We start from the raw sequence: 14,945 nt of genomic DNA, 5'->3' as shown, positions 1-14,945 counted from the left end.
TGTTGAAAAGGAATAAAAATGAAAAAAGCAGTTGTTGTATTCAGTGGTGGACAAGATTCGACCACGTGTTTGGTTCAAGCTCTTAAAGAATATGATGAAGTTCATGCGATTACTTTTGATTATGGCCAGCGTCATCGATTAGAAATCGAAGTTGCGCAGAAATTAGCAAAAGAGCTAGGAGTAAAAGCACACAAGGTTATGGACGTAACGTTATTGAACGAACTTGCGATTAGCTCACTGACGCGTGACGACATCCCTGTATCTCATGAACTGCAAGAGAATGGCTTGCCAAATTCATTCGTACCAGGCCGTAATATCCTGTTTCTAACGTTGGCAGGTATCTATGCGTACCAAATCGGTGCTCAAGTGGTGATCACAGGTGTTTGTGAAACAGACTTTTCTGGCTACCCTGATTGCCGTAATGATTTTGTAAAGGCAATGAACTCTGCGCTTGTACAAGGTATGGACAGAGAGCTGGATATCAAGACTCCGCTTATGTGGCTGAACAAAGCGGAAACTTGGGCGCTTGCAGACCAGTACTCGGCGCTTGAGCTGGTTCGTAGTAAAACTCTGACTTGCTACAACGGTGTGATTGGCGATGGTTGTGGTGATTGTCCAGCATGTGAGCTACGTAAAGTAGGGCTCAACGACTATCTAGACAATCGCGAGCAAATCATGGCTGAATTGGTTCGTAAGCAATCGGTGAATCGCTAAAGCTATTAGCAGCGATGGGGTCGTTATACGCATCAATGATGCAGTTTCTTCCATTCGCTTTTGCTTGGTAGAGTGCTTGGTCAAGCACTGAATAAAGAATATCAAAGTCACTCAGTGATTTCTGCGTCGCCAAATAGGCGAAACTTGCAGTAATCGTGAGTGGCTTTTTTGATTCTGATAGAAATTCACTAGTGGAAATAGCGTAGTGGATCTCTTCAACGCGTTCACGCACATCTTCGATATTGGTATCTTTTAGCAGAATGAGAAACTCTTCTCCGCCAAGACGCCCCAATAACTCTCCTTTGTTTAGATGCTTAACGATCTGATGGCTAACATGAACCAATGCGCGATCGCCGGTAGGGTGGCCAAATTGATCATTAATCGTCTTGAACCTGTCTAGATCTAATAGAACAAGTACGTGTTGTTTATTCGCTTTTGAAGACGCTTTGGTCTCTTTCACTCGTTTAATGATTTCCGCACGACTGTACGCCTTTGTCATTGAATCAATGGAAGCTTTACGGCGTATTTTCTTATTCGAGTAAAAAGTGAGGCTAGCTGTGACAACCAGTAATAGAACGATGGCGTTATACATCAGCTTTTGCTGTTGCATTTTCTCTATTTGAAGTTGGTTAAGGTCATGTTGATTACGTAGCTGAGAGCTCTCTAGCTCTTGTTCATATTGATTGTGCGCTAAGCTCAATGCCTCTAGTGCTAAGCGGTTATCTGTATTGCGAGTCGCGATTTGAGATTGCGCATATTGCTCATAGTAGAAGAGTGCTTGTTGGTAATCTTCTTGAGTCCGGTAAAGCTTCGATAACTGCATATACACGTCAGCTATATAGCTCTCTCGTTCAACTTGTCTCGCAAGTATCAAAGCGCGCTCGGCGTAATCAAATGCTTCACTCAATAGCTCCTGCTTTTCGAACATTTCACTAATGGCGAGGTAGGCTTGGATCCGCATCACGTCATTATTGAGTTCGGTAGCAAGGCTCAAAGACTCAGTGAGGTATGCTCGTGCTAAAGGGTATTGTTGGGTTGCGGTATATGCTTTTCCTAAACCTAGTGTCGTCATGGCCGTGCCGTAGTTGTGACCAGAAGAATAGAGCAATGTCTTAGCTTGAAGGAACTGTGAGATAGCTAGGTCGTAGCTAGACTGAGCCATATAGAGTTTAGCGAGACTGTGGCGAACCTGTGCTTTCATAAGATCAGAAGCATTGAGGCGTAAGTTGAGGGCTGCTTTCAAGTATTGTTCTGACTTATCAAACTGTTTCATCTCTTTGAAAAGGTTACCTAAATCGTTATAGATCCCAGATATGTCTTGCCCTTGAGGAAATAACTCAATCAAAGTCATATAGGTATTCAGCGCTGCTTGGTAATCGCTTCTGAAGTACTGATTATTGGCGATAACGCGGTAAGCGATAGATTTGGGCACTACAGGGTCTGCAATATCGTTGATGTCTGCCTCAAGTATCGAACAGTAGTAATTGGCTTGATGATAGCGAGACTGTTCATTGAAAGAACGGCAAAGGTGATATTTCAATAACAATTTACCAGTTTGGTCATTTTGAGCTTTCATCTGTTTGAGCAGCTGCATTAATCCTTGTTGGGCTGCTTGATATTGCCCCTGACTATCTAAGGACAACGACTCAATGAACTTGACTTCTAACGCTTGGTAATTTTCATTGCCTGAGCTTCCTCCATAAAAGGGTTGATCATGGCGTTTCATATAGTGATAGAGGAGGGCAGCGATATAAAGCTTTTCACCGTTAGATTCAGCGCTGGTGTATCGAGATTTGAGCATGTTGAGTGCTCTAACTGAATCTGTGTTGAGTGTTGATAGATAAAGAGTATTCCAGTCTGAATTAGGGGTTTCGCCCAGGTGAATTTTAACATCAGCCTCCGTCCTATCAATCTCAGATTTGACAGGTAAGCTTATGAAGATAAATAAGAATAAATAAATTAGGCGAATCACAAATGAACGTCTGAACCAGATAAAGAACGCCATTCTAAATTTAGTTTGATCTTGGTTCAAATTATCAGTGGAAAGTGTTCAGAAATGTGTGAGTGAAATCTCTGTCTTTGCCGGGGATAGCATCGAATGTTAAACAACAGATAAAAAAATGGCCGCTGTTGAGCGACCATTTCTTATGATTTAGATGTATAGCTTAGCTAGGTCTGAAGGCTCAAGCTCTTTGCCTTCTAAAGAAGCGTTCCAGTTAACGCCCACTAATACGCCATCTTCAGCAAGTGTTAGTAGCCAATCTTCAACGAAGATATCAAGAGGGATTTCAAGTACTTCGAAATCAGCCCACTCTTCAACGTTGTGCGTTTGAGCATCTTCCTTCGAAGACCAGAAAGGCATAACTTCGCTATTTTCAAATTCAGTAGAGTCACATGCTAGCCAACCTTCTTCGTTACGAAGGCCCCATACAAGTTTGGTTTCTTTTGATTCAGAAACGAATAGATCAAGGTTTGCTTGAGTATCAGCTGTTAGTTTGCTCATGAAATAGTTCTCTATATTGATAACGGAGCAAGGTTACCACTAACACAGCCTTAGGTACATGGCTGAAGTGGGGTAACCTATACCTTTACTGGTTATTTGCGACCATTAAGTTTTCAGCTACTTGGGTATTTTAGTAAAGATATGCCATTCTTCTTTGATGTGTCCCTTAAACCCAGCCACAGATGCCACTACTTTACGATTGAGTGCATGACTAATGTTGTCTTGATTGACTCCTCCTGAAGCCGAATCACCGTAGCCAATAATATTGATTCGTGATGGCGCAATACCGTTGCTGATCAGAGCGCGACGCACATTCGCTGCCCGCTCTTTCGAAAGTATTAAATTATGCTGTGCGTTACCCGTTTTGCTGGCATAACCTTGCAGTTGAATAGTCGTGGTTTCATAGCGTTTTAAAAAAGCAGCCATTTGACGGATCTGACTCAAGAAGGCAGGGTTGATTTCCGTTGAGTTATTCGCAAACAAAATATGAAGCTGCTTCTGCTCAGAAGATTCAAAATATGATCCGCAACCATCATTATCTATTTCAGCACCAACAGGCGTCCCCGGGCAGAGGTCACGAGCATTAATGACACCGTCGTTGTCATCGTCTTGCAAGTCATAGATTTGCACTGGTTTTGGTGTCGGTAAGTAGGCATATTCATCGTGGAACTGCTGAGCTATGGCTGATGATGACGTCACCATGATCAAAGTAGATAAGATGCTAATTTTTTTCATTGCTTAGTACTCCACTTCTTCGTGCCACTCTTCGGGCGTTTGTACTCGCAGTGCCGTGAGTAGGTTGCCTGTCGCGTTCATGACTCTGTACTTTGCATATTGTTCATCATATTTAGCATCTAGGTAATCTTTTCGTGCTTCAAAAAGCTCATTCTCGGTGTTGAGTAAATCAAGGAGAGTACGTTTGCCTATACGGTATTGTTTTTCATAAGAAATGACAGTATCAGACGCTGAATCAACGTGGTCAGACAGAAATTCTTTCTGTTGAACAGTTAAATCAAGTGCGCTCCAAGATAGTCTTAAGCTCTCTTCAACATTTCGATAGCTTCTTTCTCTTAGATCTTTCGCTTTGTTAAGCTGGTAAGCCGCGCTTTCTGCTTTATCTTGATCTGCCCCTCCATTATAAAGATTGTACCTAAGTCGCAACATCGCTGAAAATTCGTCGCTACTGCCTTCTGTACCGCCGGCATCGTCTCGCCAAGTTTGTGCGGCTTCAACAGATATGGTTGGGTAGTTCGTGCTTTTTGATTGTTGGTACTGAAATTTTGCAGAATCGACATCGGCACGAGCAATTTGAATAACAGGGTGAGTTTGAAACGCAAGCTCAAGTGCATTGTCGATGGTATATGGAATCGCAGTAGAGTCTGCTCTTGGGAAAGTCAATCCAAGTGGCTTTTGACCAGTGAGGCGCTTGAATTGAGTGTGTGTATCAAGGAGGTTGTTTTGAGCGGCAAGTAAATTACCGTGTGCTTTAGCTATACGAGCCTCAACTTGTGACATGTCAGCAGTGGATCCAATACCTGAATCTACCCGTTTTTTGATATCGCGGTAGATATCTTTATGGGTTGCTAGGTTACTTTCGGAAAGGGAAAGTACCTCGTATGCCTTTACCGCATCGAGATAAATTTTTGTTACTTCCAACGCTGTATCTTGTGCCGTTGCCAGCAGTTGATAACGGACTGATTCAGCATCTGCGGCAGTCCGGTCGATATCATTGAAAGTATTGGAACCATCCCATATCAACTGCGTGAGAGTTATCGTCGCTTCTTTACGAGTGAGATCTGTTGTATTTGCGTTTGTTACAAGATCGGTGTGCTCATAGCCAATACCTGCGTCAAGGTCGATACTTGGTCTGTATGCGCCTCCAGAAGCGTCATTGAGATAACGTTTGCTGATGTACTCGTTATAAGCGCTTTTTATATCTGGGTTGTTTTCAAGAGTAAACGCAACCGCCTGCTCTAAAGTTTGGCTATATGAGGGCATACTAAAGATAACTGCAAGCCCAAACGTTGCGGTTTTAATCGTATTCACTGACATCTCCGTATTGTACTAATTACAAACAAAAATCAAACTGAAATAGGTCACTAATTCATGCGCCAAAAAAGTAACGATCTTTGGATTGTATTGATAAAAAAGAGAAGGTTTTTACGGGTCTATTGAGACTGTTAAATCTCCTGAGATTTTAACAGAACTTACCAGTTGTCATCTTCTTTAATGTTAGAAAACACAATAAGTTATATCGATTTTTCTAGCACTCAGACTATCATTTGATGTGATCTTTGTCATTACTCTGTATCTATTTTTGTTAAATGAATGAGCGCTGACTATGAAATAGCTATAAATAGGTGTTATATTTTATTTAATTAGCATTTTTTATGTGTCGCATTTTTGACACGCCACTTCAAAAGTGGACTTAGGGGTGAATATGGATATGACAATTTTAAGCCTAGTAGGCGTACTAGGTGCTGGACAACGTATTGTTATAGGCCTTGATGGCAACGTGCGAGTTTTGGAAGCCGGAGAAGCATTAAGAGCTGGTGACCTCATTTTGGAAAGTCAAAATGATGAGGCGGTCAACCCTAACTTGTCTGTGAAGAGATTTGAAGATGATGTCGAGATAGAACTTGATGAAGACATCGCAAATATTTTCGCTGCATTAGAAGAGGGAGCGGACCCGACGCAACTCGGCGATGAATTCGCTACTGCTGCCGGTGAAAGTGGCTCAAGCTTAGTTAATAGCGGCACTATCGAGCGTGACGGTGAAGAGACTATTCCCGAAACTGAGTTTGTAACCAGTGGGTTTCAGTCAATCGGTTTGTCAGAAACTCAAAGCCTGACTCTTTTAGAAGCATTCCGTTCATTTACCTCGGAAAATAGCACGCCCAATTTTACTAACCCTGATGGTTCTCTATCTGGAGATACGCTGTCAATTTCAACAGACGAAGATACGTCAGTTAGTGGTCAACTAGAAGCAACAGATGCAAATGGTGACTCGGTCACATTTTCAGAGGGTCAATCCCCATCAAATGGTCAGTTAGCTCTTTCGGAAGATGGCAGCTGGACCTACACCCCAAACGCAGACTACAACGGCAGTGATAGCTTCACCGTTATCGTCGCTGACGGCCAAGGTGGCACAGATACAATCACAGTTAATATTGACGTTACCCCTGTCAACGATGCCCCAACGCTTGTTGATAGCAATGGCGATCCATTAGGCGACAGTGTTTCAGTCACGACCGATGAGGATACCCCAGTCAGTGGCTCTCTCTCTGCATCTGATAGCGATAATGACTCATTAAGCTTCTCCAAAGGCAGCGATCCATCTAATGGTTCAGTGACTGTCGATGAAAACGGCAACTGGACTTATACACCAAACGAAGACTACAACGGCAGCGATAGCTTTACGGTTATTGTCTCTGACGGCCAAGGTGGTACTGATACACTGACGGTGAATGTTGGTGTGACTCCGGTGAACGATGCCCCGACGCTTGTTGATAGCAATGGCAACCCTCTAGGCGACAGTGTTTCAGTCACGACCGATGAAGATACGCCAGTCAGCGGCTCTCTTTCTGCCTCAGACGGTGATAATGATTCTCTTAGTTTCTCAAAAGGCAGCGATCCATCTAACGGCTCAGTGACGGTTGATGAGAACGGTAACTGGATCTACACACCAAACTCAGACTACAACGGCAGTGACAGCTTCACAGTCATCGTCTCTGACGGCCAAGGTGGCACGGATACACTGACAGTGAATGTTGGTGTGACTCCAGTAAACGATGCTCCGACGCTTGTTGATAGCAATGGCGATCCATTAGGCGACAGCGTAGCAGTAACCACAGACGAAGACACTCCAGTCAGCGGCTCACTTTCTGCATCTGACGGAGACAACGACTCATTAAGCTTTTCCAAAGGCAGCGATCCAACTAATGGCTCAGTGACTGTCGACGAAAACGGCAACTGGACTTATACACCAAACGAAGACTACAACGGCAGTGACAGCTTTACTGTTATCGTCTCTGACGGCCAAGGTGGCACAGACACACTGACAGTGAATGTTGGTGTGACTCCGGTTAATGACGGCCCAACCATCGATGTGGTGGCAGAGGCAGCGTTCAATGAAAACGACGCGGCGGTAGATACCGTGGTGGCGACGTTCACGGCGTCGGATGAAGAAGACGGCACACCAAGTGTGGCCTTCACGCCGGGCACAAACACCGATGGTTACTACGCGATCAGCGGCACCGATGTGGTACTGACGCAAGCGGGTGTTGACGCGGTGAATGCAGGCGAGACACTGCCAGCGGTGAGCCTAACGGCGACCGATAGCGACAATGCGACGGCGGTTGACAGCGATACACCAACTTATAACGCTCAAAATGACGGCCCAACCATCGATGTGGTGGCAGAGGCAGCGTTCAATGAAAACGACGCGGCGGTAGATACCGTGGTGGCGACGTTCACGGCGTCGGATGAAGAAGACGGCACACCAAGTGTGGCCTTCACGCCGGGCACAAACACCGATGGTTACTACGCGATCAGCGGCACCGATGTGGTACTGACGCAAGCGGGTGTTGACGCGGTGAATGCAGGCGAGACACTGCCAGCGGTGAGCCTAACGGCGACCGATAGCGACAATGCGACGGCGGTTGACAGCGATACACCAACTTATAACGCTCAAAATGACGGCCCAACCATCGATGTGGTGGCAGAGGCAGCGTTCAATGAAAACGACGCGGCGGTAGATACCGTGGTGGCGACGTTCACGGCGTCGGATGAAGAAGACGGCACACCAAGTGTGGCCTTCACGCCGGGCACAAACACCGATGGTTACTACGCGATCAGCGGCACCGATGTGGTACTGACGCAAGCGGGTGTTGACGCGGTGAATGCAGGCGAGACACTGCCAGCGGTGAGCCTAACGGCGACCGATAGCGACAATGCGACGGCGGTTGACAGCGATACACCAACTTATAACGCTCAAAATGACGGCCCAACCATCGATGTGGTGGCAGAGGCAGCGTTCAATGAAAACGACGCGGCGGTAGATACCGTGGTGGCGACGTTCACGGCGTCGGATGAAGAAGACGGCACACCAAGTGTGGCCTTCACGCCGGGCACAAACACCGATGGTTACTACGCGATCAGCGGCACCGATGTGGTACTGACGCAAGCGGGTGTTGACGCGGTGAATGCAGGCGAGACACTGCCAGCGGTGAGCCTAACGGCGACCGATAGCGACAATGCGACGGCGGTTGACAGCGATACACCAACTTATAACGCTCAAAATGACGGCCCAACCATCGATGTGGTGGCAGAGGCAGCGTTCAATGAAAACGACGCGGCGGTAGATACCGTGGTGGCGACGTTCACGGCGTCGGATGAAGAAGACGGCACACCAAGTGTGGCCTTCACGCCGGGCACAAACACCGATGGTTACTACGCGATCAGCGGCACCGATGTGGTACTGACGCAAGCGGGTGTTGACGCGGTGAATGCAGGCGAGACACTGCCAGCGGTGAGCCTAACGGCGACCGATAGCGACAATGCGACGGCGGTTGACAGCGATACACCAACTTATAACGCTCAAAATGACGGCCCAACCATCGATGTGGTGGCAGAGGCAGCGTTCAATGAAAACGACGCGGCGGTAGATACCGTGGTGGCGACGTTCACGGCGTCGGATGAAGAAGACGGCACACCAAGTGTGGCCTTCACGCCGGGCACAAACACCGATGGTTACTACGCGATCAGCGGCACCGATGTGGTACTGACGCAAGCGGGTGTTGACGCGGTGAATGCAGGCGAGACACTGCCAGCGGTGAGCCTAACGGCGACCGATAGCGACAATGCGACGGCGGTTGACAGCGATACACCAACTTATAACGCTCAAAATGACGGCCCAACCATCGATGTGGTGGCAGAGGCAGCGTTCAATGAAAACGACGCGGCGGTAGATACCGTGGTGGCGACGTTCACGGCGTCGGATGAAGAAGACGGCACACCAAGTGTGGCCTTCACGCCGGGCACAAACACCGATGGTTACTACGCGATCAGCGGCACCGATGTGGTACTGACGCAAGCGGGTGTTGACGCGGTGAATGCAGGCGAGACACTGCCAGCGGTGAGCCTAACGGCGACCGATAGCGACAATGCGACGGCGGTTGACAGCGATACACCAACTTATAACGCTCAAAATGACGGCCCAACCATCGATGTGGTGGCAGAGGCAGCGTTCAATGAAAACGACGCGGCGGTAGATACCGTGGTGGCGACGTTCACGGCGTCGGATGAAGAAGACGGCACACCAAGTGTGGCCTTCACGCCGGGCACAAACACCGATGGTTACTACGCGATCAGCGGCACCGATGTGGTACTGACGCAAGCGGGTGTTGACGCGGTGAATGCAGGCGAGACACTGCCAGCGGTGAGCCTAACGGCGACCGATAGCGACAATGCGACGGCGGTTGACAGCGATACACCAACTTATAACGCTCAAAATGACGGCCCAACCATCGATGTGGTGGCAGAGGCAGCGTTCAATGAAAACGACGCGGCGGTAGATACCGTGGTGGCGACGTTCACGGCGTCGGATGAAGAAGACGGCACACCAAGTGTGGCCTTCACGCCGGGCACAAACACCGATGGTTACTACGCGATCAGCGGCACCGATGTGGTACTGACGCAAGCGGGTGTTGACGCGGTGAATGCAGGCGAGACACTGCCAGCGGTGAGCCTAACGGCGACCGATAGCGACAATGCGACGGCGGTTGACAGCGATACACCAACTTATAACGCTCAAAATGACGGCCCAACCATCGATGTGGTGGCAGAGGCAGCGTTCAATGAAAACGACGCGGCGGTAGATACCGTGGTGGCGACGTTCACGGCGTCGGATGAAGAAGACGGCACACCAAGTGTGGCCTTCACGCCGGGCACAAACACCGATGGTTACTACGCGATCAGCGGCACCGATGTGGTACTGACGCAAGCGGGTGTTGACGCGGTGAATGCAGGCGAGACACTGCCAGCGGTGAGCCTAACGGCGACCGATAGCGACAATGCGACGGCGGTTGACAGCGATACACCAACTTATAACGCTCAAAATGACGGCCCAACCATCGATGTGGTGGCAGAGGCAGCGTTCAATGAAAACGACGCGGCGGTAGATACCGTGGTGGCGACGTTCACGGCGTCGGATGAAGAAGACGGCACACCAAGTGTGGCCTTCACGCCGGGCACAAACACCGATGGTTACTACGCGATCAGCGGCACCGATGTGGTACTGACGCAAGCGGGTGTTGACGCGGTGAATGCAGGCGAGACACTGCCAGCGGTGAGCCTAACGGCGACCGATAGCGACAATGCGACGGCGGTTGACAGCGATACACCAACTTATAACGCTCAAAATGACGGCCCAACCATCGATGTGGTGGCAGAGGCAGCGTTCAATGAAAACGACGCGGCGGTAGATACCGTGGTGGCGACGTTCACGGCGTCGGATGAAGAAGACGGCACACCAAGTGTGGCCTTCACGCCGGGCACAAACACCGATGGTTACTACGCGATCAGCGGCACCGATGTGGTACTGACGCAAGCGGGTGTTGACGCGGTGAATGCAGGCGAGACACTGCCAGCGGTGAGCCTAACGGCGACCGATAGCGACAATGCGACGGCGGTTGACAGCGATACACCAACTTATAACGCTCAAAATGACGGCCCAACCATCGATGTGGTGGCAGAGGCAGCGTTCAATGAAAACGACGCGGCGGTAGATACCGTGGTGGCGACGTTCACGGCGTCGGATGAAGAAGACGGCACACCAAGTGTGGCCTTCACGCCGGGCACAAACACCGATGGTTACTACGCGATCAGCGGCACCGATGTGGTACTGACGCAAGCGGGTGTTGACGCGGTGAATGCAGGCGAGACACTGCCAGCGGTGAGCCTAACGGCGACCGATAGCGACAATGCGACGGCGGTTGACAGCGATACACCAACTTATAACGCTCAAAATGACGGCCCAACCATCGATGTGGTGGCAGAGGCAGCGTTCAATGAAAACGACGCGGCGGTAGATACCGTGGTGGCGACGTTCACGGCGTCGGATGAAGAAGACGGCACACCAAGTGTGGCCTTCACGCCGGGCACAAACACCGATGGTTACTACGCGATCAGCGGCACCGATGTGGTACTGACGCAAGCGGGTGTTGACGCGGTGAATGCAGGCGAGACACTGCCAGCGGTGAGCCTAACGGCGACCGATAGCGACAATGCGACGGCGGTTGACAGCGATACACCAACTTATAACGCTCAAAATGACGGCCCAACCATCGATGTGGTGGCAGAGGCAGCGTTCAATGAAAACGACGCGGCGGTAGATACCGTGGTGGCGACGTTCACGGCGTCGGATGAAGAAGACGGCACACCAAGTGTGGCCTTCACGCCGGGCACAAACACCGATGGTTACTACGCGATCAGCGGCACCGATGTGGTACTGACGCAAGCGGGTGTTGACGCGGTGAATGCAGGCGAGACACTGCCAGCGGTGAGCCTAACGGCGACCGATAGCGACAATGCGACGGCGGTTGACAGCGATACACCAACTTATAACGCTCAAAATGACGGCCCAACCATCGATGTGGTGGCAGAGGCAGCGTTCAATGAAAACGACGCGGCGGTAGATACCGTGGTGGCGACGTTCACGGCGTCGGATGAAGAAGACGGCACACCAAGTGTGGCCTTCACGCCGGGCACAAACACCGATGGTTACTACGCGATCAGCGGCACCGATGTGGTACTGACGCAAGCGGGTGTTGACGCGGTGAATGCAGGCGAGACACTGCCAGCGGTGAGCCTAACGGCGACCGATAGCGACAATGCGACGGCGGTTGACAGCGATACACCAACTTATAACGCTCAAAATGACGGCCCAACCATCGATGTGGTGGCAGAGGCAGCGTTCAATGAAAACGACGCGGCGGTAGATACCGTGGTGGCGACGTTCACGGCGTCGGATGAAGAAGACGGCACACCAAGTGTGGCCTTCACGCCGGGCACAAACACCGATGGTTACTACGCGATCAGCGGCACCGATGTGGTACTGACGCAAGCGGGTGTTGACGCGGTGAATGCAGGCGAGACACTGCCAGCGGTGAGCCTAACGGCGACCGATAGCGACAATGCGACGGCGGTTGACAGCGATACACCAACTTATAACGCTCAAAATGACGGCCCAACCATCGATGTGGTGGCAGAGGCAGCGTTCAATGAAAACGACGCGGCGGTAGATACCGTGGTGGCGACGTTCACGGCGTCGGATGAAGAAGACGGCACACCAAGTGTGGCCTTCACGCCGGGCACAAACACCGATGGTTACTACGCGATCAGCGGCACCGATGTGGTACTGACGCAAGCGGGTGTTGACGCGGTGAATGCAGGCGAGACACTGCCAGCGGTGAGCCTAACGGCGACCGATAGCGACAATGCGACGGCGGTTGACAGCGATACACCAACTTATAACGCTCAAAATGACGGCCCAACCATCGATGTGGTGGCAGAGGCAGCGTTCAATGAAAACGACGCGGCGGTAGATACCGTGGTGGCGACGTTCACGGCGTCGGATGAAGAAGACGGCACACCAAGTGTGGCCTTCACGCCGGGCACAAACACCGATGGTTACTACGCGATCAGCGGCACCGATGTGGTACTGACGCAAGCGGGTGTTGACGCGGTGAATGCAGGCGAGACACTGCCAGCGGTGAGCCTAACGGCGACCGATAGCGACAATGCGACGGCGGTTGACAGCGATACACCAACTTATAACGCTCAAAATGACGGCCCAACCATCGATGTGGTGGCAGAGGCAGCGTTCAATGAAAACGACGCGGCGGTAGATACCGTGGTGGCGACGTTCACGGCGTCGGATGAAGAAGACGGCACACCAAGTGTGGCCTTCACGCCGGGCACAAACACCGATGGTTACTACGCGATCAGCGGCACCGATGTGGTACTGACGCAAGCGGGTGTTGACGCGGTGAATGCAGGCGAGACACTGCCAGCGGTGAGCCTAACGGCGACCGATAGCGACAATGCGACGGCGGTTGACAGCGATACACCAACTTATAACGCTCAAAATGACGGCCCAACCATCGATGTGGTGGCAGAGGCAGCGTTCAATGAAAACGACGCGGCGGTAGATACCGTGGTGGCGACGTTCACGGCGTCGGATGAAGAAGACGGCACACCAAGTGTGGCCTTCACGCCGGGCACAAACACCGATGGTTACTACGCGATCAGCGGCACCGATGTGGTACTGACGCAAGCGGGTGTTGACGCGGTGAATGCAGGCGAGACACTGCCAGCGGTGAGCCTAACGGCGACCGATAGCGACAATGCGACGGCGGTTGACAGCGATACACCAACTTATAACGCTCAAAATGACGGCCCAACCATCGATGTGGTGGCAGAGGCAGCGTTCAATGAAAACGACGCGGCGGTAGATACCGTGGTGGCGACGTTCACGGCGTCGGATGAAGAAGACGGCACACCAAGTGTGGCCTTCACGCCGGGCACAAACACCGATGGTTACTACGCGATCAGCGGCACCGATGTGGTACTGACGCAAGCGGGTGTTGACGCGGTGAATGCAGGCGAGACACTGCCAGCGGTGAGCCTAACGGCGACCGATAGCGACAATGCGACGGCGGTTGACAGCGATACACCAACTTATAACGCTCAAAATGACGGCCCAACCATCGATGTGGTGGCAGAGGCAGCGTTCAATGAAAACGACGCGGCGGTAGATACCGTGGTGGCGACGTTCACGGCGTCGGATGAAGAAGACGGCACACCAAGTGTGGCCTTCACGCCGGGCACAAACACCGATGGTTACTACGCGATCAGCGGCACCGATGTGGTACTGACGCAAGCGGGTGTTGACGCGGTGAATGCAGGCGAGACACTGCCAGCGGTGAGCCTAACGGCGACCGATAGCGACAATGCGACGGCGGTTGACAGCGATACACCAACTTATAACGCTCAAAATGACGGCCCAACCATCGATGTGGTGGCAGAGGCAGCGTTCAATGAAAACGACGCGGCGGTAGATACCGTGGTGGCGACGTTCACGGCGTCGGATGAAGAAGACGGCACACCAAGTGTGGCCTTCACGCCGGGCACAAACACCGATGGTTACTACGCGATCAGCGGCACCGATGTGGTACTGACGCAAGCGGGTGTTGACGCGGTGAATGCAGGCGAGACACTGCCAGCGGTGAGCCTAACGGCGACCGATAGCGACAATGCGACGGCGGTTGACAGCGATACACCAACTTATAACGCTCAAAATGACGGCCCAACCATCGATGTGGTGGCAGAGGCAGCGTTCAATGAAAACGACGCGGCGGTAGATACCGTGGTGGCGACGTTCACGGCGTCGGATGAAGAAGACGGCACACCAAGTGTGGCCTTCACGCCGGGCACAAACACCGATGGTTACTACGCGATCAGCGGCACCGATGTGGTACTGACGCAAGCGGGTGTTGACGCGGTGAATGCAGGCGAGACACTGCCAGCGGTGAGCCTAACGGCGACCGATAGCGACAATGCGACGGCGGTTGACAGCGATACACCAACTTATAACGCTCAAAATGACGGCCCAACCATCGATGTGGTGGCAGAGGCAGCGTTCAATGAAAACGACGCGGCGGTAGAT

The 14,945-nt window shown here is 51.2% G+C and carries 6 protein-coding genes (1 of these 6 only partly in view); 2 read left to right on the top strand and 4 right to left on the bottom strand.

The features are described 5' to 3' along the window. The first annotated feature begins 18 nt into the window (after positions 1-18). Positions 19-714: a 7-cyano-7-deazaguanine synthase QueC gene (queC, locus tag vsple_RS07235; protein WP_261881564.1), complete on the top strand. Its 696-nt coding sequence runs from the start codon at positions 19-21 to the stop codon at positions 712-714. Here the strand turns inward: queC and vsple_RS07230 are convergent. The 4 genes from vsple_RS07230 to vsple_RS07215 all read right to left on the bottom strand — a co-directional run bounded on the left by vsple_RS07230 (position 674) and on the right by vsple_RS07215 (position 5,269). Next, complete coding sequence (locus vsple_RS07230; RefSeq protein ID WP_338116297.1) at positions 674-2,515, bottom strand: tetratricopeptide repeat-containing diguanylate cyclase; 1,842 nt, start codon at positions 2,513-2,515, stop codon at positions 674-676. The two genes, queC and vsple_RS07230, sit on opposite strands and share 41 nt — an antisense overlap. A gap of 351 nt (positions 2,516-2,866) precedes the next feature. Further along, positions 2,867-3,217, bottom strand: coding sequence for a DUF2750 domain-containing protein (locus vsple_RS07225; protein WP_032549144.1), 351 nt, complete (start codon positions 3,215-3,217; stop codon positions 2,867-2,869). Positions 3,218-3,334: 117 nt separating this feature from the next. Further along, on the bottom strand, positions 3,335-3,952 hold the full coding sequence (locus tag vsple_RS07220; RefSeq protein WP_261881563.1) for an OmpA family protein: 618 nt from the start codon (positions 3,950-3,952) through the stop codon (positions 3,335-3,337). A gap of 3 nt (positions 3,953-3,955) precedes the next feature. Then, positions 3,956-5,269, bottom strand: a complete 1,314-nt coding sequence (locus vsple_RS07215; protein WP_261881562.1) for a TolC family outer membrane protein — start codon at positions 5,267-5,269, stop codon at positions 3,956-3,958. 388 nt (positions 5,270-5,657) lie between these two features. Between vsple_RS07215 and vsple_RS07210 the strand changes: the two genes are divergently transcribed. Then, positions 5,658-14,945 carry the 5' end (the start) of an Ig-like domain-containing protein gene (locus vsple_RS07210; RefSeq protein ID WP_261881561.1) on the top strand. Its footprint extends 18,108 nt past the window's final position, so 9,288 of the gene's 27,396 nt are visible here — the first part of the coding sequence; the start codon lies at positions 5,658-5,660; its stop codon lies off the right edge, out of view.

Origin of the sequence: Vibrio pelagius (assembly GCF_024347575.1) — a bacterium.
GTDB lineage: Bacteria > Pseudomonadota > Gammaproteobacteria > Enterobacterales > Vibrionaceae > Vibrio > Vibrio pelagius.
This window is presented reverse-complemented; position numbering and strand designations above follow the sequence as displayed.